This is a genomic window from Jeotgalicoccus sp. FSL K6-3177, assembly GCF_038050175.1.
In the GTDB taxonomy this organism is placed as follows: Bacteria; Bacillota; Bacilli; order Staphylococcales; family Salinicoccaceae; genus Jeotgalicoccus; species Jeotgalicoccus nanhaiensis.
Window position 1 is genome coordinate 1,397,538 of sequence record NZ_JBBOSK010000001.1, and the last position, 23,563, is coordinate 1,421,100.

Below are 23,563 nucleotides of genomic sequence, written 5' to 3' on the forward strand. Positions count from 1 at the left end.
TAGGCTACTTAATTATACAATATTGTGTAGTCGACTACAACTTAGTTACATTCAGCTAAAGATTTAATTTAAAACGAAAAACCTCCAGACACTCTTCCCAGTGTTTGGAGGTTTAGCGAAGTTATACGCACTATTTTTATTACTTATAATTTAATATATAACAAAATGGATTCTAGTTTGAAGATAATCAGTTAGAAAATTAGCCTAAATTATCATAACAACTTGAAATCACTTCTTATCTGCCCGTTTAGATTTGATACTAATTTTCTTTTTGCCAACGAGTGGCGATAATTTCCCTACAGATCGACATCCTTCTTCTATGGACTTGTTTAAGGCAATAATTCGATTATCCGGTATATTACTAATATCTAAATCTCTTCTCTTGATATACCTCATAATAATCCCTCCCCGTCTCATCTACAATCCTATACCCACTGCATCCTTAAAAACTAATACTATTTTAAGAAAAGTGTATTTAATAATCGAGCAAATGTTCCGTTTTAGTATAATTAATGTATCTTCTATTCTTTCTGGACGAAATACGGATCGGGAGAAGGTGGAATTCATGGACACTATTTTTTTATATTCCGTTGGCCCGATTATCGTCGGGTGCATCGTGCAGCTGTTTAAGCGCTGGCTTGAGCTGCAAAGAAAAGATTAGGCGATAAGCACCAAGAAACCCCCGAACTCTCTTCCCGGCGTTTGGAGGTTCTGGGGTTCTAATAAAAACGAACTAATATTGTTTGACACATTTGTCATTCTATATCTTTATTATGTTGCATTAGATTATCTGTTGGACTAAATATATATTTAAATATTAGTGTCAATAAAGCAAAAGTGTTTAAAAAGGTCGCACTTACGAACACGATAATAATAATTTTTTCAGTTGTCGGAAAAGTATAACCCCACCCACGGCTTTTTTATATTCTTGGTAATCATCAAAAGCGTTTTTTCTATCTTCTTCTGCATATTCACGTTCTTCTTTAGAAGTGATAGTCAATCTTATGTTTTCAGGATTAACGTCTTTTTTCAACTCTTCCAGCAGCTCTTCATCTATCGTTGTTTTCTTTTCGCTCATTAACTTAGGCCCTTAATTTTTCTAACTGCACATTTGCAAATGATTTCGTAATATTAAAAGACTCTGCAATTCTCGAACTTAAAAAGTCGAGTTGATCTTCTTCAAATGAACTTACAGGTTCAACAATGACTCTTTCAATAACGTCTATCGGTGCTAATAATTGAGCAGCAAATTCATTCGCTTCTTTCTCATACTCATACAAATCGTGATTATAATATGAGTCCTGTCTATATAAAATAGTCATTTGATCTTTTGATATCTTACTTTCAGGATATCCCCAATGCATAATAATATGCCCGAGTTCGTGAGCCATTGTAAATCTTCTTCTGCCTTCTGACTCCTTAGCATTTACAACGATTTCAGGCTGACCATTTTTGGCCATTCGGGTATATCCGCTTACTTTTCGTGGATTAGGAAAACCGGACATATCACTATAGAAAACCTTCACTCCAAATTTTTCAATAACGTCTTCCAGATTATTAAGAACATGTTCGAATGCAAAATTTTCATCATTTACTCTGAGTTCATTTACAAGTGTTCTAATTCTCTCCATGATAGTCCTCCTTATATAATCCTTTATTCTTATACTAAACGACAAAATAATTATTAGCCATCTATCTGATATATACTGGAAGAGTATATAAAAAGAAGAATTGATTATGCAGCATCAAAAGACGAGGTATTGGTGCTGGAAAACCTATTGATCAGCTATTCAACGGGCGCATACTTCAACAGTATCGTCTGGTGGATAAAAAACGACTATCCGTATACACCGAAAGAAATGACGACGATATTATTAAGATGGTCAGTTAAAGGTCATTATAGAGAAGGCATAACAAGTTTTATAAAAGATTAATCAAGAAGATAAAAACCTCAGACATATATAATATTTGAGGTTTTATTTACATTAAATATTAAAATTTCAATCCTATTGTTTCAATACGGGCTCTATTCTGGTATTCCATAATTCTTTGACTACTGCAGCTATCTCTTTATACTCAGAATTCCCCGGTATATTCATCATTAATTTCATAGTGAATTCACCATTTTGGTTATAATTAAATACGAGACTTTCATTCAGAGTATTATCGGAATTAATATCAAGCATATGTCCGAATTGAAAATTGATTCCTTGAAAGAGATGATTTCCTCTCCATATTTTCACTCCTGTCTTTAAGTTCCCATCAAGATATAACTTAAAGACATGCTTCTGCTGATTTATTTCTTCTTTAGTATACTGGAAATTAGAATTTTTATTTTCCAGTTCTATAAACAGCTGGTTGAATAAATCAACCAGTTCGCTATAAACACTGCCTTCCAGCTTATCTTTTTCTAAATCATTCAACTCTTTTAGCTTTGGTAAATCAATATCATCAAATACTTGATTATTAGATGTAAGGTTCTCTATATTAGAATATCCCGGCTTTAATTCCTTCTTCTTACCAAGCGGAGGTAGTTCATAATACGGCACCCCCTCTATTCTGTATAACAGTTGCTCATACTTTCTTTTGTATTCACTATTGCTTGAAAAGTCTATAAAATGAAAGCCTCGAAGATGAGATGGAACCGCATCCTTGAAGTCTCCATCATGACGCAGTATAAAAATATACTTATCAGAGTTACTAAGTAAATCTGGTAAACTCTGAAGAGTTTCAAAACCAACTCCGCCTTGCATACTATCTGCTTTCTGAGCGTATTCCTTAGTGAGTACCATAATTACATGATCACTTTCATTCATCCTCTCAACCATCATTCTTTCTAATTGCACTGTATTTGTTTGAGTGATTAATTTATCAATCATGGCATCTACTCCATCACTGCGTAAATCCTTCACTAAATCAAATACCCACTGTTCATGTTCAAGTGTTCCCCAATCATAGCTGACAAATACTTTTTTATGATCTTCAGACATACTGTCACCCCGTGTCTTTATTTTTAATACTGTTACAAAAATATCTTCATCAATAAATATTTAGTTGTTTTGCATATTATCGGGTGGATGATTAAATACTGAGTAAAAATAGAACTGACTCACAGCTACAGATATAAGCTTCTTATAGTTCATTACATCTTTGTCTCTCAATAATTTTCCTGTGCCATTCTCATGTGAGTCAAAATAAGTCACTCCAGAATAGAAAGCAACTATTTCATCAAATAACTGCAGTTCCTCTTCAGTTCCATCATGTCTAATTCTATTTTTCATAGTATTTATATCTGTATAGGTTAAATTGTAGTGCAATTTAAGCACTTCTTCATATGCCATATATAACTTCTGTATAGTTGCAACTGAGCCTTCATTTTCTAAATAGTTATTTAACATATTTTGAGTATATAATATTTGAATCTTTGTCATTCTAATAAGATCTTCATTAGGAATATTAAATCTGCCTCCACCACCAATTCTGGGAGCCTGCTTGATTTCAACATCCTTATAAAAATCCGCTTTATTCTCTAAACCTTCTTTTAAGTACTCTAAATCCAAATGGATACTAGTTTCTCCGTGTGTGATTTTGGATATTCTATTGATTAAATCTTTCAATTCTTGTTTGAATATAAATATAATAATTAATATTAATAAAGGGAAATTAAAATTAACATACAGGAACTCGAAGGTATTAGATACAGGTTCTAAAGTTTCAAAAGAATTACCGAGTACAATAATTAAAATAAAAATTATTAATAGGAATAGATTTTTCATTAGAACCTCCTTTGAGTTAAAATTTATAATTACCATTTTATTTTATTTAACTCTATTGTAACCCACTTCAACAAGACTTATTACATTATAACTCTCAATCTATAAACCAATTTATGTTGTTTTTTGACTAATAGAGTGCGATAATTAGAAACTAAAAGGAATGTGAGGTGCGTTATGGCTATCCAAGGTATTCAAATGCTTCCACCGGAAGTTAAAATGGAAGATGCTTTAGTACTGTATAAAGAAATTGCAGAAATTAAAACTCTGATTGGGAAATTGAATTCTGAATTAAATCATTCAATCATTAATTCTCAGCTTATACAGATATTAAGTTTACAAGAATCTGTACAATCTACTCGTATCGAAGGTACACAGGTTACTTTTGCCGACATGATTGAAGATGCCACTAAGAAAAGAAAAAGTAGTGAAGTAGTTGAAGTTGATAATTATTTAGCTGCATTAAAAGAAGGAATTGAGTTGACTAATCAGGGCTATCCTATCTCAACTCGTTTAATTAAACAGCTCCACGAAATACTTATGGGAGAAAATACTAGAGGCACTACAATATCGGCCGGTGAATTTAGAAAGATTCAGAACTTCATTGGTCCAACGGATCGAATTGAGGATGCTGTATACATTCCGATACCTGCTAGTGATATTAGCGATTACATGAGTAATCTTGAAAATTATGTTAACGGTCAAGAACATTATACTTTCAATACAAGTAATCAAGAAAATCATATCTTGCTTGATATAGACTCTGATCCTTTAATTAAAACTGCAATCATGCATGCCCAATTCGAATCTATCCACCCTTTTCTCGACGGTAATGGAAGAATGGGGAGAATATTAATTGTGCTCAATACTATGAGTGACAATTTAATTGAATATCCTGTTTTCTTCGTAAGTGAAGAATTAGAAAAGGAACGACTTAGATACTATAATCTTTTAAATGGTGTACGCGGCAATAACCCAGATTGGTATGCCTGGATAAAATTTTTCCTTGATGCTTGTAAAAGAATGGCAACAAGCATACTTAACAAACTTGAATCTATAGAACAGCTGGCTAGAAAAGGGTTAAGGCTAATCAATTCTACCGGCAGTATCAATAAAATTTGGTTTTACTCATTTACGAAACCATCAGTCTCCACCCGGGAAGTTGCTGATTTTTTAAATATCAGCCCAACTACTGCCAGAAACGGATTAAATCATTTAGTTGATTTAAAACTATTAGATACTGACAAAGCTAAAACTAAAAATAAAGTCTATGTTAATTACGATTTATTAAGACTCCTCGGATAATTATTGTTAAGGTACTTTTATAAAATTAAATGCAGGAATTAAAAAGAAGTCTATCGTTAGAAATAACATTAGACTTCTTTCGCTTTCTGTTTCTGAATATCATTGTATATACTTTTCTTTTTCACCTAAATATCTTTTATGTTTAAGATATTTCCGCCCTTTAAGTTCTCTCTTTAAGTCCGACAAAAATTTTAATTCATTATCCATTTTAAACTAGCATTTATAGAATATGAGACAGTTACATCAGTTTAAACATTCCTCTCCCCCAATTCCCTCACCAAATTACACGTACACTTAATCCCGTTCAAAAAGTTCTCTACTTTCAAATTCTCGTTCGGTGAATGGTTGTGCTGGTCGAAGTTGGCGTACGGCATGATGATGGACGGCGTGTTTAATATTTCCGTCCACACATAGTCCGGGAGGGAGCCCGGCATGCTCGGCTGGACTAAAGGTTCTTTGCCGTAGGCGTGACCAATAGCATCTGTCACGACTTGAACAATCTCCAGTTCCGCTGGTGTTCTCGACGGGCGCATGGCGCCTTTATAAGTTACAGTCACACTTGGATCTACTTTCTTAACATGATCCTCAATTTTTCTAAAAACATCTTTCGGGTCCTGGTCCGCCACCAGCCGGATATCCATATTAACCGTCGCCGTCGACGGGATAATTGTTTTCGCATGCTTACCTGTATAACCGCTCTCTATACCCGCAATATTAAAGGTCGGTTCCATGGTCAGCTTATGGTAATACGATGCCCCGTCCATATCCAGATTCTTATAACCGATTTTCTCTGCGATATCCTGCTGGTCATAAGGCAGCCGCTTCAGGAGTTCCATTTCCTTGTCGCTCGGCTTTCGAATTTTATCGTAAAAACCGTCCACCAGCACATTCCCGTCATCATCCCGCATCGTGTTCAACAGCCGCATCAGTTTCCAGGCAGGATTCGGCACGATATTGCCCGTATTGCCGGAATGGTTATCAAAATCCGCACCTTTCGCCGTCATTTCAAGCGTCAGCACCCCTCTGACACCGAGCAGAATTAACGGATCGCCGCTGTTATGCGAAGAACCATCCGACGTATAGACTAAATCCGCTTCAAGCAGTTCCTTGTGATTCTCGACAAACTCCGCCAGATGCACACTCCCGAGTTCTTCTTCCCCTTCAAAGATAAACTTCACGTTAATAGGAAGCTCGCCGTAGAGCGCCTGATAAGTCTTCAGTCCGAGCAGCTGGGCCATCAGCTGGCCTTTATTATCCCCGGCACCTCGTGCATATATTCTGCCGTCTCTAATTTCAGGTTCGAAAGGATTCGAATCCCATAGCTCAATCGGTTCCACAGCCTGGACATCATAGTGTCCGTAGATTAGCAAGGTGAAGCGGTTTTTATCGTTTAGAAGCTCGCCGTAGACAACAGGATTACCGCCGGTTTCGATGAGCTGCGTATCGAGTCCGAGGGTTTCCATCTCGCTCTTCAAGACATTAGCGCAATGTCGAATCTCATCCTCGTTAGTGCTGATGCTCTTAATTTTAAGCAGATTAAAAAGCTGATTCAGGTAGTCGTCACGGTGCTTTAGAATAAAATCATCCATCTTTTCAAGTGTCATGTCAGTTCCCCTTTTGGATAGAATAGTAGTTGTCACAATATTACTACAATTTTAGAGGTAATGATAAAAATTCAAGACATAAAAACAGACATATATTCCACTCCCTGTCATTCATCTAATACAATCTGGTCTCTGCTATCTGTATAATCTCAGACCCTGCAAACGATACATAAAATTTTGAATAGAACGTTTTAAACTAGATACATGTACTTGAATAAATTTCAATTAAATATAATTTAAGATATACTTAGCTAGTATAAAGATTTATGAAAGCGTGAGGTTTTTTGAATTATTTAGACTATAAAGCATATTTTACTAAGAAAAATATTTTTAATATATTAAATGAACCAGAGTTTAATAAGAGTATGTTCATCCAGAACGTAGAACAACACTATATTAGTTTGGAAAATGAGTATAGGAATGAGTATTTTTTTAAAAATACTTTGTTCAACAATATCTTTTTAAGAAACTATAGCCTCAATACCGCAGTTGCTTTAAGCGAGATTAAAGTGGCTAAATCAAAACCTGACTTTGTCATTATTAATAATTTAAATAGTATTGTTTATGAAATTAAAACAGACTTAGATAATCTTGACAGACTTGTTTATCAAATCTCAGATTATTATAAGGTGTTTTCTCATGTATATATAGTAACGACAGAACAATATTATTATCCTGTTTATAAAACAATAAGTAAGTATTATAAAAATATAGGTATTATCGTATTAACAAATAGAAATCGTCTGTCTATAAAAAGAAAATCAATTATCAATAATGATGATTTAGATTATTTAACGTTATTTAAGCTTTTACGAAAGAATGAATATCAAAATTTGATTATGAAATATTATGATGTCCCAGATAACATTAGACCTGTAGATCATTTTGATAATTACTTTTATTATTTCAAACTGCTTGAAAAAACAAAGGCTCAAAAAGAGGTTTTAAAGACTATCAAAAAAAGATATCTACCGAATCCTACAAATTATATAGAAAAAATACCTAAAGAAGTAAATTGGTTAATTTATTCCGCCAACCTTTCAGATAAAAATTATACTGATTTACTGAATAAGATATATTAATGGAGGTTTTTAGACATGTATTTTCCGTTATTAAGAGGCAGACAGTATGACCTCTTAGCTATTAGAGATTTGAAATCAGAAGATTGTATAACAGAAAAAATTATTCCAATAATAGAACCCGTAAAAATCAGTCCCACATTAAAATCAACTGTGGCAGAATTCGAGAATAAGTCCGCTAAATTAATAATTATTGTCAATCCGAAGGTAGGATCTCTTGAAGGAGACTTAAATATAGAATCTTTGAATGATGAGTTTTTAAAGATTATTCAAAGCCCTGCTGTATTAATAGGACATTACTTAAATAAAGATTCTGAAGAAGAGATTTTAGAAATTGAAGATAATTATGGAATTACCAGAGAAGAAATTGCATTACTGCATTCAGAACGTTCACTTATGGATTCATATTCTGACATTTTTGAAAGTATGCCACCAAAATATAACTTTATTCCAGACGACCGCTCATTTAAAAGAAAATTAAATGGTCAAAACTTGATTATTCTTGAAGATAAATTTAATAGACAATTAAGAAATAGAGACTATGAGGATTATGAGGACGAATTTTTCTCCGAAGAACATTTATATTACAAAGATGAAGGTTATATAGGTTTTTCTGATTATTCAATAGTTGGAAAAGAGTTTAACGAAGGTGGCTTTGCTCCATATGCTGTAGCAATACATATTGTATATCCAAATGATGATAATAGTTTTAATATAATCCATTTTGTTTCTGATACAAATGATGATATCAGTAACCCTGCTGGTAAGTTCAACGAAGCAGCAAAAAAATTAAATATATGGTATGAATCTAAACCTCAGGATAGCAGATTAGATACTCTTGGTCTTCAAACATTACTCGAACATTATAAATTGGGAACTTATCCGGGACTACCAACACTCAAAAAACTTTGTATAATGCATCATATTGAATTAGTAGAGACAATATTAGATGGGGAAGAACTATTATGATTTGTTGTGAAATGTGCTTTAACTCTGAAGTACTTAGATCATTTATAAGGAACTTTAATGAAGAAGGAAATTGTGATTTTTGTAAAAGTACAGAGGTTCTTGTTTACAATATGGAGAAAAATAATGGATTAGATAGTAAATTCAACGAATTGCTAAACGTTTTTAGTAAAGATGATACACTAATTTCAAATGGTTATCCTAATTATGATCTTTTTGCCTTAAAAACAGAACTGAAAAACAAATGGAATATCTTCAACTTCCATACTGATACAGATATACATCGATTTCTTGAATCTCTTCTTAAAAATAACTATCCTAAAAAACTTGAATTATTAAATGGTCAAGTTGGTATATTTGAATTTATAAACGATGATTATATGGAAAAGAACTCTATTCTAAAAGGTAAATCATGGGATGAATTTTTGATTCATATCAAACACGAGATACGTTTTCATTCAAATTACGTAAATTATGATGTATTAAAATATTTTCTATCATTGTTGACTGATACCATACATGATGTAGATTACTATCGAGCTAGAAACTCAAATGGTGAAGTATTAACTAAAGATGAAATGAGTGCACCACCAAAAGAAAAGGCTACTGCAGGACGTGCTAATGCCGAAGGAGTCAGCCATCTTTATTTAGGAAATGATACTCTTACAGCTATAAGTGAAATCCAACCAAACAAAAGTGATGAAGTATACGTAGGAAGGTTCCCTATTAGAAAAGAATTAAAAGTCATTGATTTCAGGTTAGTAAATAATATTGATGTTTTCGAAATGCAAGAAGTTACAAAATTCGCTATCAATATTGATATTTTAAATGAAATGATAACAGCTATCTCTAAGCCTATAAGCAGTATTGATACCAAATTAGATTATTTACCTACTCAGTTTATAGTAGATTTTATAAAGAGTTTAGGTTTACAGAATGAAGAAAGATATGATGGAATTATTTTTGATAGTACATTAGGCGATGGGCACAATCTAATGTTATTTGAACCTGATACTATAGAATGCATAGATTTAGAAAAAAGATATATCCAATCTCTTCTATATACTCATAGCTAGTTTTAAGAAGTTTTAAGAACTCATACAAAATATTACGGATAAATAAGTATGATAATTATTAACCAAATGAGATTAAGAAAAGAGAAGTCAATCGATTTCTCACTGCCCTTAATCGGGTGGTCGTCTTAGAAAAAGATCCAGCCCTAAAATCATAAGATCGGATCTTTTTTATAGGTTGAAATGATTTAAATCTTATTTGCTCTTTTTCTTTCTTTTATCTGACGACTTATCTTCCGAAACCCAATTTGATCTTATAAATGAAGAGCTGACTTCTGTTAGTGGAATCCCGATTGCTTCTTTATAATTGAAACCTAATAACTGGGCAGTTTTTAACGTGTCCTTATTAAATAATTCAATTACAGTTCTAGTATCTACACTCTTCTCCGGAGGAACAATGCCATTATCTAAAATAATATCAGCTATTCTTTCAAGTGTTGCTTGAAGGTGTTCTATGTCTTCGTCACTAATAGTTAAATTCTCATAAAGTCTTTTATACTCCTGTGCATATTTTTCTAGTTCGTTTTTATCTTGCATTAAATCATTTATAATTTCTTCATATATTATTTGTTGTTCAGTCGAATTTTTCTTTTCTTTCGCCAATGTCATTTTATCAGTGATCATACCATAAGTATGTCTCCCAGCAGTTTCAAATAAATTCATACCTAACTGCACAATATGTGAATCCATTTTATCCATCCTTTATGATTTTATAATAATCTTCTTAAGCCTCTATTTTATCTCAAATGAATTAATATAATCTTGTCCACTGTCAGTAATGCGTAAACCCATGTAACTGAATTTATTATTACTAATCTTTTGTAAATTATAGTCTAAGTTCCCTGTATCTTTCATTAAAGAATATTGTTATCTGTCATGCTCGTTATCAACAAGATGTAGTATTGATTTACTCTCACTATATTTAATTTATAACAGTAGTTGTTTTATCTTACTGATACCTTTAACTTTAGCCCCCCTAATTAACTGATAATTCAATTATATCAGATTGTTTATTTATAGCTCATAAAAGGTTTAAATGGAAATATATTCTTAAAATAAAAACACATACGATTTATCAATATATGTATCTTTTAATAATTACTCTCTACTCTTTTTTTGATAAACAGATTACTCGAAAAGTTAAATCATATATATACATAAGACTTGTTATATTTAGTTTAATAATTAATTAATGACACTCATATTCTTAATTTCGAGACATCCATTGAGTGTAAGTAACATATTATAAAATCCATGCTGGTAAAGTCAGAGATATACTGAAGTGCTAAATTCCCGAAAATTTAATTACATACACGAAGAATAATCTTGGAGGTTAATAATGGTTCATTTTGATTTTCACTTTTTGAATAGTAGCATCCCTTTAGAAAATATAGTAATTGGCATTCTTACAGTAGTTGGAACTGCCATAGCAACTTATCTTGCGGCTAAATATAGCGGTAATATTGCCAATAACATAGCCAAAAATAATAATGAAAACCTTTGGAATATAGAAAATAAAAATAGAGAAATAGATACAATTAATAACCTCTATATAGCCTATAATAAATTTAATATTTATGTAGAATCATTTTTCGATAGTAAAAAAGATAACGAAAGAGTTAATATTTTAAATCTTAAATATGATTACAGTAATAATGCTTTCTCATATTATAAAGAAGAACAATTTATTAAAGTTGAAGATATTAATATTGAGGATTCTAAAAAATTAGGTGAATTAATAATTGAGCAAACGAGTGATTATTCCTGGTTAGTAATTGAATTACAAAATCAATTACTTTTATCTCGAAAGTACTTTGAAATTGATAAATATAAAGAACTTGAAAGTTTAATTAACAGTTATAAATCTCATTTGGATTATATATTGAATTGTGCTATCAGTTTAAAGAGTAAATACAATCCCGGCTATAAAGGTATTGCTAGAGACCTTGTTTATTTAAACAATAGATCAATTAGAATTAGGTATATCTACAAAAATAAAGGTGAGTTTAAATTAGAGTCTGATGATGATCAAAATTTTGAAGAGCCTGCTATTTTAAAATATAGATATATTTATGAAACACATTTAAAAATTGAAAATATTTTAAATCAAAGAGTAAATGATATTTAATTATTTATTTCAAATTCACCTTTAGTTAGTTTAAATACACCAGTCAGTTAAAGTGCTTTTTTTAAATATACATGCTGATAATTGTGTCATAAAAAAATACACATACGAACCCTCACATGTGTATCAACATCTGTCTTTATCCGGCATGCCTATAAAGTTATATAAACCGAAACTATACCCCTCCCACAGCTTGTAAAATTTACTGAACTATATTCTGTTCTTATTGAGTCTTTCGTTCCATTTTTACTCATTGGAATAAGTGCTACGATATATTTCAAATCGTAATGTCCGTCGCTCTGTCTATCTTAGATCATTTTGGACAGCTTCAGATGATAATCAGTGGTAATGAACACGGCACTGCCGAATCCGTATTCATCCATTATCTTTAATAACTCCGTAGCATTCGTGTACGTGCCTGGTGCTTTATATTCTTCTATAATCGTACCAGTGGGTATATCGTGTTCCTCTGCAAATATATGACTTTGTGTTCCAGTAATATCGAATCACTCTGTTCAAGCTTCATGTTAATTTTCTTTTATGATGTAATAATCAGCAAGTTACTTATCTAAAAAGCTTAACCAGATAATAATCTGATTAAGCTTAAGGTTGTTCTCATATATTAATTTATTAGCAAATTAATGAATCTATATCTCTCGGATAATAAGTGAGCATCTCTATTCCGTTTTCTGTTATCAGGACAGTATCGGAATGTCTAAATCCTCCTAAGCCATTTACATAGATACCTGGTTCCACAGTAACGACCATTCCCGGTTCCATTATTGTGTCGTCGCCTAAGTCAAAGAATGGTGCTTCATGTCCCAAGAGACCAATGTTATGCCCTGTATGATGTTTTGTGAGATGAGTAATGCCTTCTTCTTTGAAATACTTTTGTACATTCTCTTCTACAGAAGAATATTTCTCTCCAGCTTTGATTGATTTAAATGCGACCTCTTGAGCTTCATACATATGATTAAAATACTTTTCTTGTTCCTTATTATATTCTCCTACAAACATCACTCGTTCAAGTTCACTGTGATACCCAAAAACATCAGCAGCTGCACCAGTCACTAAAGTATCACCTTTTTTAAAGATCTTATTTTGTGTAACAGCATGTGGGAATGCGGATTCTTCTCCAATTTGTCCTCTATACATTGCATAGGCGGTCTTACCATGTGGTTTGTATTCAGGTCCAAGCGTATTTGTCATTGCGACGGTCGCATCAATTGAAGCTCTATTTGTCACTTCAATTTCTTCCAGTCCTTCTGCAGTATATTTTTGCAGCAATTTATGTGCCAGATTCCCCCATCTGCACGATTCTTTAATAAGAGCAATTTCATTTTCAGATTTTACAAATCTCATTTCTTCTATAAGCCCATATAACGAAACAAATGAACTTGCATTAATTAAAGTGTCGATACCTGGACCTCTATATCCCATTGGCGAACCATAGCCTATAGAATCATAACCAATATTTTCATTCTCAAAGTTCAATTCTGTTAAAACATCTTGCAAATATTCCATCGGATGTCTTAAGCCCGGGTATTCAGGATAAGAATGAACTTTATCAATGATGCTGTAATGTTCAGCATGTTCATGTTCTAAAGCAGGTACAAATAAGTGATATTTACCTCTAGTATCAATAATTAGCCCCATTGGTCTTTCAGTTGCATGGAAATGGAATCCTGTAAGATAGAAAATATCCGTGACAGAAAATATAATTGCGCAATCACTTCCGGAGTTCTGAACTTTTTCAAAAAAAGCGGATTGTCTTTGCTGAAATTCATAAGCAGGTATTTTTAATATCATATAAACTCTCCCTTAATTTTTTAGCTGAGTTGTTAATATAGATCGTTATATTTACTCCCTAGTGACATTGCGTAAATCTAAAAGGTTATTATTATCTATAATTAATCCATTGATGTTACTTTGGTAAGCATTAAGATTTTCTGGATATCTGATAAAGATAGCTGGTGCTTCATCTATAAGAATCTCTTGAGCATCCTTATAAATCTGTTCACGGGCTGCTTGATCTGATTCTCGTTTCCCTTCATCTAATAAGCGGTCAAATTCCTCATTAGAAAAGAAAGAACGGTTGCCGGCTGTACCAATCATGTCAGAATGGAACAAAGTTGAAAGCAGATGGTTAGGATCAGCCGGAGGATTTGACCAGCCTAACACGAACATATCGTGCTCACCATTACCTGTCATTTCAAGATACGCGCCCCATTCAACTTGTTGAATATTAATATCAATATTCAGGTCTGCCAGAGATTCCTGGAGCCAAATTGCAGTATCTAAACGTTCGGGATTATCCTCGTTAATCATAATATTTGCTTCAAAACCATCTTCATAACCCGCTTCTGCCAAAAGCTCCGCTGCACGCTCCATGTCGTATTCTAAAGGTTCCAAGTTTTCGTCATAACCTAATGTAACAGGTGAAAGCGCTCCGATAGCCGGAGTTCCAGAATCATTGAATACACCAGATAATACAGCTTCTTGATTAAAAGCATGAGTAATTGCCTGACGGACCAATTTATTGCTAAATGGCTCTTTTTCAGTATTAATACCAATATAATCAATAGCTAAGGCATCAGTTTTGTCTAATGTTAAGTTTTCATTCGATTCAATTCGGTCAATGTTATTTGATTCTGAACGAGCAATGAAATCAGAAGTTCCAGTTTCTAATTCTGCAATTCGGGCACTTGTTTCAGACACTGCCTTAAATTCCGCTGAGTCAATTGTCGGAGCACCATCCCAATAATCTTCATAAGCTACAAGCGTAGTGCTTTCCCCAGGCGTCCGGCTGTCAAATTGCAAATAACCTGTACCTACTGGATGCTGTTCGACTAAGGTACCTGTGCTATTTCCAATTTGAGAAGCAATCTCTTCGTGCTCTGAACCCCCGTCTTCCCGAAGTTCATAATATTCATCTAAAGTAATATCTAACTCTGCTTCGTCAATAGCATTTTGATAATCTTCATCAATCAATTCTTTACTAATCATTTTTCCGGCACCATGAGATAAATTACCGAGTAATGGAGAAAAAGGATATTCAGTAATAATTTCCACAGTGTAATCATCGATTACATTAACTTCTGAAATCATATCTAAGATAAACAATCTCGGTGAAGCTCTTGCAATATCTTTTAAGCGGTCTATATTCGCCTCTACAACTTCTGCGTTAAATTCGGAGCCATCGTGAAATGTGACCCCCTCACGTAAGCTAAACTCCCATGTTGTCTCGTCAATTTGTTCCCACTCTGTTGCTAGCGCTGGTGCAATTTCCATGTTCTCATCATGTGTAACCAGTCCTTCGTAGATAGTATGGCGAACTTGTTCAGAAGGAGTATCTTCACTGCCGTGAGGATCCATGGATATAATATCAGTTGGGAAAGACATGATTAAATCTCCGCCTTCTGATGGACTCCCTCCTTCTACTGCAGACTCACTGTCATCGGTACATGCTGAAACGAAAAATACGATGGCTATTAACATGAAAAACTGGAAAAATCTCTTCATAGATCTCCGCCCTTTAGTTTTATGTAAGCGTTTTAACATTCCGTTTAAAGAAACTATATATTATTCAGAATATTAAATCAATGCTTATATTTCGAAAACCGACGGGTTTATAAATATTATTTCTAGATAAAAAATGCACCTATGTATCATCATAGGTGCAAAAACTATTCTTAATATAATCCTGTTCCCGTAAAACTACCTGCCGCATACGAAGGTGATACACGATAGAGCAGGTCACTTGCTTCTATGCCAGTAAGTTCCGGATGAACGTTTGCTACAATGACTGTAGGATATGCTGTCTCAAGCATAGTGAAATCGTTGCCTGAGTCCTCGGCAACAAGGATATCGGCTTCTTTTTAAACATAGTTTTCACTTAAAAATTTAATTGTTTCGCATTTACCTTCGCTTTCCAGCAAAATGTCTACATCTCTATTGGAGCTGAAGATAAGGGTATAGAGTATATCCTGCTGCAGAAATGAAGTGTTAACACTTCCGAGGATTATACACTGCTGTCATAATAACCTAACAGCTGCAGTGAAACTTAGCATTTTTAAAATTACCTGCTGTTTTTTCAGTCGGACTATCCCTTCCACAGACATTCGATTATTTATGCCCTTGCACCGAATATTGAAAATTATATCCATCTGAATATACATACGGTCATGACGCATATCAACCACGTTTTAAAAAGATTACATTTCTGCAAGAAGGTAAACTTTCTTCAGCCAAACGAACTTCTTCACCTGTGCATCTCGCTACGAACAGAATATAAAATTAAAAGTTGTAAATTTACTGAGGAAAAATTAATCACAACGGCCATGGCACGCTTTGATCGCCTCAAAACTGACAGTCCATCCAAGAAAGTACAAAGTTTTTAATGATGACATGGAGAGAATGGCTTTTAGATCTGACAGTAGAAGAATTTATAAGAAGTGATTACCTTCATGCAACAGCAGACCTATTAAACGACCCTGAATTTAACCACCTGATAATATCTAAAGAACTGAATGTTAAAGTCATCCTGCATCCCTTTATGAAATCGTATGAAAAACACTTTACTTCATTAAAAGACAGCGGCAGCCTTTCATTTGTGACTTTTGATGACGTGTCGATTAAGGATGAAGTCATTGAAGCGGATATGCTCTTAACGGATTATACAAGTGTGTCCTGGGATTTTCTTTATCAGAATAAGCCGATTATATTTTATATGTTTGACCAGGAGGCGATGGAAGCAGAACGCGGGACTTATCTGGATCTCGATAAGGACTTATACGGGTATAAAGCAAAAAGCACAAAAGAAGTCTTCGATTTACTGGAGTATATTGTGACACAGGCGCCGGCCAATCCCTTCTATGAAAAAGCAGGCGATTACTTTGATTACTTTGACCAGGAAAACTGCCGCCGGCTGGCAGATAAGGTGCTCGGACCAAAAGTGTAAGCTATAAAGACTGTTCTGTAAAAATACGGGTATAAGTGTTAAATATTAAATTTAAGGAGTGAACACATGAAAATACTGTTAACCGGAGCGTCGGGTTATATCGGCGGAAATTTACTGAAGAGTTTAAAAGAAGACTACGATATTGTGGCGATCTCCAGAAATACAAAAAATAAAAAAGATGAAAAGAATGTCACCTGGAAAGAAGCGGATTTATATTCTCAGATTGATATAGAAAATGTAATGGAAGATATTGATATTGCGATATATTTAGTCCACTCCATGCAGCCGTCTTCCAAACTCTCCCAGGCGAAGTTTAAAGATATGGACGCAATACTTGCAGATAATTTTGCATGGGCAGCGAAACGAAAAGGTGTGAAGCGGATTATCTACTTAAGCGGTATTATTCCGGACGATGAAAAGCTGTCGGAACACTTATCCAGCCGTCTGGAGTGTGAAAAAATTCTCGGTTCTTACGGCATTCCCGTCTCCACCTTAAGAGCAGGACTCATTGTCGGACCGAAAGGCTCATCCTTCCCGATTCTCTATAATCTGGTGAAACGGCTGCCGGCTTTAGTATTGCCGGTCTGGGCATATAACCGCACGCATCCGGTTGCACTTAAAGATGTAATTACCGGCTTATCCAAAGTGGTCAAACGTCAGCCGAAAGTAAATGAATCCATCGATATCGGCGGCCCTGAAGAAAAAACTTATAAAGAGCTGTTTCAGGAAACCGCTGAAGTAGTCGGCAAAAAACTGCCGATGATGGATTTGCCAATTATTCCAATCTTCCTGTCGAAGTTATGGGTACGGCTGATTGCCCAGAAACCAAAAGAAATGGTCTATCCGTTACTTGAAAGTCTGACGCATAATATGGTCATGAGCAAAAAGAATTATGTCGAAGGGATTTCTAATGCGCCGACAACCTTTAAAGAGAGTATCCGTATTGCGCTCGACGGCGAAATGGATCAAAATACTCCGTCTGCTCCGGAGTTTGTGAGTAAAAAAGATCTTGAGAAAAATGATGTGAAATCCGTCCAGCGTATCCGGATTCCTGAACAGTGGTCCATCGATGACACGGCTGATTACTATGTCAACTGGCTATCGAGGATCGGTGGCAAGTTTATTACCACACAGGTCCAGGATGCTGAAACGTCCATAACTCTGCCCTTCTTTAACAATCCGATTCTGATACTGGAACGCTCGGAAGAACGATCGTATGAAGACCGGATTCTCTACTATATTAAGGGCGGCAGGTTTTCTCAGGAAAGAAAAGACGGCCGGGCGCGCCTGGAGTTCAGAAGAATTCTTGATACGAACGAAGTGCTGGTCGCGATTCATGAATATGAACCGACCCTGCCGTGGTTTGTCTATACGCTGACCCAGGCGAAAGTCCATCTTTTAGTCATGCGCGCCTTCGGCTTTGAAACGGCCATACTTGCGAATACCTTAGATTCCAAATATGCAAAATACGCTTCCAGTCCGACGTCGAATTAATATTTTACAGATGAGTCTGGTCATTGCCAGGCTCATTTTTATCGGCTTAAAGGTAAAGCGCTGACTGTAATCATACTTATTTTATAATTACTGATTCTGCCGGGATTCATCGACGGGCTTGTTCTTAATTATATCTATTCCGTAACCGATCATGGCTGCAAGAAAGCCGGGAAGCACCCAGCCGAGTCCCTGTTCAAAGAAGGGAGCGATATCCAATAGACCGGTGAGGAATTCCAGTTCAAACCCGATGCTGACCAGTGCTTCATACAGTGCATAGAAAGCTGTCACAGCTACCGCAAGCTGGAACATTGTTTTGCTCTTTCCGGTAATATGCTCTAACAAACTGAGAACAATCAGCATAATAGCGATAGGATAGATGAAACTCAATAAAGGCACTGCCACATGCAAAATCATATTTAAGCCTAAGTTGGATACCAGTAACCCAATGATGACAAAAATAGTAACATAGCGGGAATAAGACAGCCTTGGATAAATTTCGTTAAAAAAACTTGAGCAGGCATTGATGAGTCCGACGCATGTGGTGAGACATGCGAGCATAACGATAAGACCAAACAAAATATTGCCGCTGGTAACAAATAAGATACCTGATGCAGAGGTTAAGATTTCTGCGCCGTTTTGAAAGCTGGTCTCTCCCGGGATCACACGGCCAATCCAGCCTAAAGAAAAGTAAACTGCAACGAGACCTGTACCGGCTACAAGAGCAGAGACAAGCGTCCCCTTGACAAGCTCCTTTTTGGATGCTGCACCTTTATCTTTCAACGCATTGATAATGACGATTCCGAACGCCAGAGCTGCGACCGCATCCATCGTGAAATATCCTTCCAGGATTCCGGTAACCAGAGGCGCCGATGCGTACTTTCCAGCAGCTGGTGTGGAAACGTTCTCAAATGTCATAAAAGATTGGATGACAAGTACAGCTAAAACAAGCAGTAAAAGAGGCGTCAGATATTGCCCGATGCGGTTCACAATTTTTTTAGGATTTAAACTGATTAAATATGTAATAGTGAAAAATATCAGTGAAAATACAAAAATGCCAAATCTATCATCAATTTTAAAAATCTGCTGGAAACCTAATTCATAAGCCACGCTGGAAGCACGGGGAATTCCATAAAAAGCACCAATAGAAAGGTAGATAATGATAGCAAAGACGATACCGAAAATATGATGCACACGGCTGCCCATGGAGATTAAACCGTTATCTTCCAGTGCTACAGCCATGACGGCCATAAACGGTAAAAGAACACCTGTGATGAGAAAACCTGTAATCGCAGGCCCAAAATTGTCCCCGGATTCCCAGCCTAACAGAGGCGGGAAAATAAGATTGCCAGCGCCAAAAAATAAAGAAAAAAGCATGAATCCTATAAATAAAACATTGATTCGACTCATTATAAAGCCTCCTGAACTTTATTTAAATAATTACAGTGTCCAAATTCTCATAAATACTGTGAGATTTTGACACGCTTAGCATCTGGCCTGTTTTCCCATCAAAACCCAAAAAAGCCGTACCGTTCTCAGCAGACAGACCAGAAATATGATTGATTATGTACAGGTACAGTACACAATGAAATAAGAACAACACCGATTTTATTGAAGCTTCTCCATTATAGTACAAGTTATCGCCTAAATCAGTGCAAAATATCATATAATATGATTAAAAATGGGAAGTTATACATATCCTGACCAATAGCATTACCTTAGATGGTTTATTTGGTATATCTGAAATCATCATTTCTTAAACAAAAAAGTACCTCTCCTAAAATGGATCCCTGTAATCAGTCATCCATTTTAAGAGAAGCACATTTATTTAATATTCTTATAATCTCTCTTTGTTTCCGTAAAAATGCTGCCATGCTTCCAGTATGCCTTCGGCATACGGATAAGATGCACGAAAGAGTTTTTCACTTCCTGTTATTGCGGCAAGCTCCGGACGGGCATTTGACACAATGACAGCGGGGTAACCTGCCTGCAGCATATCCAGGTCATTGCCAGAATCGCCGGCCACAAGGATATCTGCTTCTTTATCTGCATATTTTTTTATTAAAAATTTAAGCGCTTCGCCCTTTCCGCCGCCTTTTGGCAATATATCCACATCTCTGTTTGAACTGAAGATAAAATTGTGAGGAATCCCGTTTTTTAGAAGTGCTTTTTGTAGCACCTTAGCAGGACGTGATCCTTCGGAATAAAACGATACGCGTCTCTTATTCGGTAAATCCTGGCATGTCAGGCCGGGAATATTTTCTGCGGTTTTTAAAATTTGCTCCGGATGCCATTCTTTTGACATTTTCTTTTTCCACTCTTCATCTTCTTCAAAATGGGGACCTGCATAGATGACTGTCCCGACGTCAGTAATCAAAAAATCCGGAGTGGGCAGTGATTCTTCGTAAATCAGCTGGGCAACCGAAGCCCGGTGCCGCCCTGTAATATAAGCAAGGGATACCGGTTCTGTCAGTGTTTCATAATGGGATAAAAGCCGCTTTAAGCTATTTTGATCCCCGACAAAAGTCCCGTCAAGATCCGTCGCTAAGAGATGGAGTATATTCTTCATCAGCAATCACCTCGTATAAGTCTTTCATTAACCTTGCGATAGACGGCCAGGTAAATAACAGTGCCCCGCGTTTTAAGGCGCCTTCTCCCAGGTCTTTTGCAAAGTGCCCTTCTTTTGCCAATGTACACATTGCCCCGGCAAGTGCTTTGGCATCTTCAGGCGGGACAAGTATTCCAGTTTGTCCGTCCCGGACCACATCCTGCAGTCCGCCGACTTCAGAAGCAATTACCGGTGTCCCGCACGCCTGCGCTTCCGCGGCCACCATGCCAAACGATTCATAATAAGACGGCACAACGACTGCGGTTGCCTTAGAAAACAAAGAAGCTAGTTCTTTTTGCGATTGCGGTCCAAGAAAAGTCACTCTGTCTTCAATACCCTGAACGGCTTCACAGAGGTCAGAAATGACAGGTAAGTGCGTTTTTGGATCAATATCATCTTCATCTCCCCCTGCAAGAATAAGTTCCGCTGCCTGTCCTTCTTTGACCAGATTTTGAAACGCTTCGAGAAGCGTAAACAAACCTTTAGTCTCTGCAAAGCGTCCCGCGTAGACAAAAGTCGGCTGGACAGGCGGTTTTCTGAGCCGGATTTTTTCAAATATTTTCGCCACGCCGATAGGAATGACAGACACAGCTGTTTCTGGTCCTGCAAACTCTCCAATCAGTACTTTTTCAGTCGGTGTTGTCGCTATAACACGATCCGCATTTCTAAGAATTTTTCTTTCAGCCTTCAGGCGTCTTTCCTCACGTACCCCTGTCGCTGCAGCTTTGGCAATACCAAGGGAGTGGGATGTATGGACAAGCGGAATGCCGAATTCCTCTTTCACAGCGAGTCCGAGAAGACCGGACATCCAGTAATGACTGTGAATCACATCATATTCTTCTAAGTTAAGCAAAACTTTCATTTCTGAATAAAAATCATCAAGAAGATCTGCGATCTCCGCCTTTGGCACAAAACCTTTCCTGCCTGCGGCGATGCGGATTACCCGGCAGGACTTATCTTTGCCGAACGTTTCAATCCGCGGTGCAGAGTCATTGCTCCAGTGAGTGACAACATCTATCTGGAGTTTCCTTTTGCTGAGAGAAGTCGCCAGCCGTTTCACATAGTTGTTCTGGCCGCCCGCCTGCTCTCCCCCGAGCTCAGCAAGCGGATCCCCGTGGTCTGATATAAATAATATTTTTTTTACATTCATTTGACCTTCCCCCCTCTAATACTAAGACCTCTTATAAGACAATGTAAAAATTTATCTCAATATTGTTAACTATGTAAATACCCTTAATACTGCTGTTTAAACAAAAGCAGAGTAAAACGCTAGGGATATGGGTATAAATAGGGACAATCAACAAAGATGAAAAATTCAGAGGGGAAGATAAGGATGAAGTTAAAAACATACAAATGGCACGAATCGCTCTTAATCAAATTTAAGATAAATACCGCACGATGGATTGCGAGCCTGCTGCCGAAAAACAAAACGCCCATCGTACTGATTGGCGGAAACCTGGGAGAAAAATACGAAGACAATGCGTCGGTTTTTCATACATACATGGTTGAAAACCGTCCGGCCGTCAAGACTTACTGGATGTATGATAAAAAATTCAGCTGCGTCCGGGAAGAGAATATTCCAAATGCAGTAAAGCTTGGCAGTTTTAAAAATTACTTATTGTTTTTCAGAGCGGACTATACCTTCCACGGCCACTCGATTATTTATGACCTGGCACCGGATATTGAAAATTATATCCACCTGAATAAAAAAACAGTGATGACCCATATTAGCCACGGCATTGAAGGGTTTAAAAAGATTTTAATTCAAAAAGAAGATAAACCGCTCCTCCGCCGGACGGACTTCTTTAACTGCGCGTCCGGATACGAACGGAATATTAAATTAAAGGGCTGGAAATTTCCAGAGAAGAAATTAATTACGACAGGCATGGCGCGTTTTGACCGTCTGACAACAGATCATCCGGCTAAACAGGTTAAAAATATTCTGCTGATGATGACCTGGCGGGAATGGCTGCTTGACCTGAGCGAGGAAGAATTTATAGAGAGTGATTACTTTAAAAGCATGAAGACCCTGTTAAACACGCCTGGACTGAAAGCACTGATTGAAACCTGTAATCTGAATATTAAAGTCGTTTTACATCCTTTTATGAAAAACTATGAAGACCATTTTAAAAGTTTAAAAGGCGGCAGCAGCATTTCATTTGAGACCTTTGATGACGTTTCGATTAAAGATGAAGTGATTGAAGCGGATATGCTCTTAACAGATTATTCAAGTGTATCCTGGGATTTTCTCTATCAGAATAAACCGATTATCTTTTATATGTTTGATCAGGAGACACTGGAAGCGGAACGCGGCACTTATCTCGATCTCGATAAGGACTTATACGGCTATAAAGCAGTCAATACAGAAGAAGTTATGGATTTACTGAAGCATATTGTGACAGAAGCACCAGCTAACCCCTTCTATAAAAAAGCAGATGCTTACTTCGATTATTTTGACCAGGAAAACTGTAAACGTCTGGCGGATAAGGTCATTGGTCCCTGATGAACAAAAGTAAAATCATCGGCTCTGAACAGTAAAAAGGTGAATCGCCGAAGTTCCAATCTGTATTAACAGCCTG

The 23,563-nt window shown here is 36.0% G+C and carries 23 protein-coding genes; 10 read left to right on the forward strand and 13 right to left on the reverse strand.

The annotated features are described in order from the left end of the window. Positions 1-228: 228 nt before the first annotated feature. Complete coding sequence (locus MHH58_RS06995; RefSeq protein WP_167753358.1) at positions 229-396, reverse strand: hypothetical protein; 168 nt, start codon at positions 394-396, stop codon at positions 229-231. A gap of 169 nt (positions 397-565) precedes the next feature. Between MHH58_RS06995 and MHH58_RS07000 the strand changes: the two genes are divergently transcribed. After that, positions 566-661, forward strand: a complete 96-nt coding sequence (locus MHH58_RS07000; RefSeq protein WP_167753359.1) for a type I toxin-antitoxin system Fst family toxin — start codon at positions 566-568, stop codon at positions 659-661. 195 nt (positions 662-856) lie between these two features. Here the strand turns inward: MHH58_RS07000 and MHH58_RS07005 are convergent, their stop codons facing one another. Together MHH58_RS07005 and MHH58_RS07010 are read right to left on the reverse strand one after the other, a co-directional pair. Beyond that, the gene (locus MHH58_RS07005; RefSeq protein WP_135096999.1) at positions 857-1,078 is read right to left on the reverse strand and encodes a hypothetical protein; all 222 of its coding nucleotides are present in this window, start codon (positions 1,076-1,078) and stop codon (positions 857-859) included. Positions 1,079-1,082: 4 nt separating this feature from the next. Further along, on the reverse strand, positions 1,083-1,631 hold the full coding sequence (locus MHH58_RS07010) for an ImmA/IrrE family metallo-endopeptidase (RefSeq protein ID WP_135097001.1): 549 nt from the start codon (positions 1,629-1,631) through the stop codon (positions 1,083-1,085). Positions 1,632-1,718: 87 nt separating this feature from the next. Between MHH58_RS07010 and MHH58_RS07015 the strand changes: the two genes are divergently transcribed. After that, on the forward strand, positions 1,719-1,934 hold the full coding sequence (locus MHH58_RS07015; protein WP_416212702.1) for a TetR-like C-terminal domain-containing protein: 216 nt from the start codon (positions 1,719-1,721) through the stop codon (positions 1,932-1,934). 72 nt (positions 1,935-2,006) lie between these two features. On the opposite strand, the gene MHH58_RS07020 is transcribed toward MHH58_RS07015, so the two are convergent. Then, complete coding sequence (locus MHH58_RS07020) at positions 2,007-2,990, reverse strand: toll/interleukin-1 receptor domain-containing protein (RefSeq protein WP_135097003.1); 984 nt, start codon at positions 2,988-2,990, stop codon at positions 2,007-2,009. A 60-nt stretch (positions 2,991-3,050) separates the two neighbouring features. Beyond that, entirely contained in the window at positions 3,051-3,776 is a 726-nt protein-coding gene (locus MHH58_RS07025) for a hypothetical protein (RefSeq protein WP_135097005.1), read from the reverse strand. A gap of 174 nt (positions 3,777-3,950) precedes the next feature. On the opposite strand from MHH58_RS07025, the gene MHH58_RS07030 reads away from it, so the two are divergent. Next, positions 3,951-5,078 (forward strand): Fic family protein, encoded by a 1,128-nt coding sequence (locus MHH58_RS07030; protein ID WP_135097007.1) that lies wholly within the window; start codon positions 3,951-3,953, stop codon positions 5,076-5,078. A 248-nt stretch (positions 5,079-5,326) separates the two neighbouring features. On the opposite strand, the gene MHH58_RS07035 is transcribed toward MHH58_RS07030, so the two are convergent. Further along, positions 5,327-6,682, reverse strand: a complete 1,356-nt coding sequence (locus MHH58_RS07035) for a M20/M25/M40 family metallo-hydrolase (protein WP_341345443.1) — start codon at positions 6,680-6,682, stop codon at positions 5,327-5,329. A 284-nt stretch (positions 6,683-6,966) separates the two neighbouring features. Between MHH58_RS07035 and MHH58_RS07040 the strand changes: the two genes are divergently transcribed. The 3 genes from MHH58_RS07040 (at position 6,967) to MHH58_RS07050 (ending at position 9,803) form a co-directional block, all read left to right on the forward strand. Further along, positions 6,967-7,764: a sce7726 family protein gene (locus MHH58_RS07040; protein ID WP_341345444.1), complete on the forward strand. Its 798-nt coding sequence runs from the start codon at positions 6,967-6,969 to the stop codon at positions 7,762-7,764. A 15-nt stretch (positions 7,765-7,779) separates the two neighbouring features. Then, positions 7,780-8,730 carry a sce7725 family protein gene (locus MHH58_RS07045; protein WP_341345445.1) on the forward strand — a complete coding sequence of 317 codons (951 nt, stop codon included), beginning with the start codon at positions 7,780-7,782 and terminating at the stop codon, positions 8,728-8,730. 110 nt (positions 8,731-8,840) lie between these two features. Continuing rightward, positions 8,841-9,803 (forward strand): RES family NAD+ phosphorylase, encoded by a 963-nt coding sequence (locus tag MHH58_RS07050; protein WP_341345446.1) that lies wholly within the window; start codon positions 8,841-8,843, stop codon positions 9,801-9,803. A 192-nt stretch (positions 9,804-9,995) separates the two neighbouring features. Here MHH58_RS07050 and MHH58_RS07055 read toward each other — a convergent pair whose 3' ends face one another. Then, complete coding sequence (locus tag MHH58_RS07055; RefSeq protein WP_341345447.1) at positions 9,996-10,490, reverse strand: hypothetical protein; 495 nt, start codon at positions 10,488-10,490, stop codon at positions 9,996-9,998. Positions 10,491-11,139: 649 nt separating this feature from the next. Here MHH58_RS07055 and MHH58_RS07060 point away from each other — a divergent pair. Next, positions 11,140-11,928 (forward strand): hypothetical protein, encoded by a 789-nt coding sequence (locus MHH58_RS07060; RefSeq protein WP_341345448.1) that lies wholly within the window; start codon positions 11,140-11,142, stop codon positions 11,926-11,928. A 627-nt stretch (positions 11,929-12,555) separates the two neighbouring features. Here the strand turns inward: MHH58_RS07060 and MHH58_RS07065 are convergent. The 3 genes from MHH58_RS07065 to MHH58_RS07075 all read right to left on the reverse strand — a co-directional run bounded on the left by MHH58_RS07065 (position 12,556) and on the right by MHH58_RS07075 (position 15,791). Further along, positions 12,556-13,734 carry a M24 family metallopeptidase gene (locus MHH58_RS07065; protein ID WP_341345449.1) on the reverse strand — a complete coding sequence of 393 codons (1,179 nt, stop codon included), beginning with the start codon at positions 13,732-13,734 and terminating at the stop codon, positions 12,556-12,558. A 51-nt stretch (positions 13,735-13,785) separates the two neighbouring features. After that, the gene (locus MHH58_RS07070; RefSeq protein WP_341345450.1) at positions 13,786-15,447 is read right to left on the reverse strand and encodes a glutathione ABC transporter substrate-binding protein; all 1,662 of its coding nucleotides are present in this window, start codon (positions 15,445-15,447) and stop codon (positions 13,786-13,788) included. Positions 15,448-15,617: 170 nt separating this feature from the next. Beyond that, positions 15,618-15,791 carry an HAD family hydrolase gene (locus tag MHH58_RS07075; protein WP_341346094.1) on the reverse strand — a complete coding sequence of 58 codons (174 nt, stop codon included), beginning with the start codon at positions 15,789-15,791 and terminating at the stop codon, positions 15,618-15,620. Positions 15,792-16,324: 533 nt separating this feature from the next. Between MHH58_RS07075 and MHH58_RS07080 the strand changes: the two genes are divergently transcribed. Continuing rightward, a complete protein-coding gene (locus MHH58_RS07080; protein ID WP_341345451.1) occupies positions 16,325-16,885 on the forward strand; it encodes a CDP-glycerol glycerophosphotransferase family protein in 561 nt (186 codons plus the stop codon). A 66-nt stretch (positions 16,886-16,951) separates the two neighbouring features. Continuing rightward, positions 16,952-18,379, forward strand: a complete 1,428-nt coding sequence (locus tag MHH58_RS07085) for an NAD-dependent epimerase/dehydratase family protein (RefSeq protein WP_341345452.1) — start codon at positions 16,952-16,954, stop codon at positions 18,377-18,379. Between the two features lie 87 nt (positions 18,380-18,466). Here the strand turns inward: MHH58_RS07085 and brnQ are convergent, their stop codons facing one another. From brnQ to MHH58_RS07100, 3 genes are all read right to left on the reverse strand, one after another. After that, entirely contained in the window at positions 18,467-19,786 is a 1,320-nt protein-coding gene (brnQ, locus tag MHH58_RS07090) for a branched-chain amino acid transport system II carrier protein (RefSeq protein WP_341345453.1), read from the reverse strand. Positions 19,787-20,213: 427 nt separating this feature from the next. Then, entirely contained in the window at positions 20,214-20,945 is a 732-nt protein-coding gene (locus MHH58_RS07095; protein WP_341345454.1) for an HAD-IIB family hydrolase, read from the reverse strand. Further along, positions 20,908-22,134 (reverse strand): glycosyltransferase, encoded by a 1,227-nt coding sequence (locus tag MHH58_RS07100; protein WP_341345455.1) that lies wholly within the window; start codon positions 22,132-22,134, stop codon positions 20,908-20,910. Before MHH58_RS07100 ends, MHH58_RS07095 begins: the two co-directional genes overlap by 38 nt. A gap of 183 nt (positions 22,135-22,317) precedes the next feature. Here MHH58_RS07100 and MHH58_RS07105 point away from each other — a divergent pair, with 183 nt between their 5' ends. Beyond that, entirely contained in the window at positions 22,318-23,487 is a 1,170-nt protein-coding gene (locus tag MHH58_RS07105; protein WP_341345456.1) for a CDP-glycerol glycerophosphotransferase family protein, read from the forward strand. Positions 23,488-23,563 lie beyond the last annotated feature (76 nt).

Coding starts and splice junctions, on each gene's coding strand:
- MHH58_RS06995 (WP_167753358.1), bottom strand. CDS start 396: ATGAGGTATATCAAGAGAAGAGATTTAGATATTAGTAATATACCGGAT.
- MHH58_RS07000 (WP_167753359.1), top strand. CDS start 566: ATGGACACTATTTTTTTATATTCCGTTGGCCCGATTATCGTCGGGTGC.
- MHH58_RS07005 (WP_135096999.1), bottom strand. CDS start 1,078: ATGAGCGAAAAGAAAACAACGATAGATGAAGAGCTGCTGGAAGAGTTG.
- MHH58_RS07010 (WP_135097001.1), bottom strand. CDS start 1,631: ATGGAGAGAATTAGAACACTTGTAAATGAACTCAGAGTAAATGATGAA.
- MHH58_RS07020 (WP_135097003.1), bottom strand. CDS start 2,990: ATGTCTGAAGATCATAAAAAAGTATTTGTCAGCTATGATTGGGGAACA.
- MHH58_RS07025 (WP_135097005.1), bottom strand. CDS start 3,776: ATGAAAAATCTATTCCTATTAATAATTTTTATTTTAATTATTGTACTC.
- MHH58_RS07030 (WP_135097007.1), top strand. CDS start 3,951: ATGGCTATCCAAGGTATTCAAATGCTTCCACCGGAAGTTAAAATGGAA.
- MHH58_RS07035 (WP_341345443.1), bottom strand. CDS start 6,682: ATGACACTTGAAAAGATGGATGATTTTATTCTAAAGCACCGTGACGAC.
- MHH58_RS07045 (WP_341345445.1), top strand. CDS start 7,780: ATGTATTTTCCGTTATTAAGAGGCAGACAGTATGACCTCTTAGCTATT.
- MHH58_RS07050 (WP_341345446.1), top strand. CDS start 8,841: ATGGAGAAAAATAATGGATTAGATAGTAAATTCAACGAATTGCTAAAC.
- MHH58_RS07055 (WP_341345447.1), bottom strand. CDS start 10,490: ATGGATTCACATATTGTGCAGTTAGGTATGAATTTATTTGAAACTGCT.
- MHH58_RS07060 (WP_341345448.1), top strand. CDS start 11,140: ATGGTTCATTTTGATTTTCACTTTTTGAATAGTAGCATCCCTTTAGAA.
- MHH58_RS07065 (WP_341345449.1), bottom strand. CDS start 13,734: ATGATATTAAAAATACCTGCTTATGAATTTCAGCAAAGACAATCCGCT.
- MHH58_RS07070 (WP_341345450.1), bottom strand. CDS start 15,447: ATGAAGAGATTTTTCCAGTTTTTCATGTTAATAGCCATCGTATTTTTC.
- MHH58_RS07080 (WP_341345451.1), top strand. CDS start 16,325: ATGATGACATGGAGAGAATGGCTTTTAGATCTGACAGTAGAAGAATTT.
- MHH58_RS07085 (WP_341345452.1), top strand. CDS start 16,952: ATGAAAATACTGTTAACCGGAGCGTCGGGTTATATCGGCGGAAATTTA.
- brnQ (WP_341345453.1), bottom strand. CDS start 19,786: ATGAGTCGAATCAATGTTTTATTTATAGGATTCATGCTTTTTTCTTTA.
- MHH58_RS07095 (WP_341345454.1), bottom strand. CDS start 20,945: ATGAAGAATATACTCCATCTCTTAGCGACGGATCTTGACGGGACTTTT.
- MHH58_RS07100 (WP_341345455.1), bottom strand. CDS start 22,134: ATGAATGTAAAAAAAATATTATTTATATCAGACCACGGGGATCCGCTT.
- MHH58_RS07105 (WP_341345456.1), top strand. CDS start 22,318: ATGAAGTTAAAAACATACAAATGGCACGAATCGCTCTTAATCAAATTT.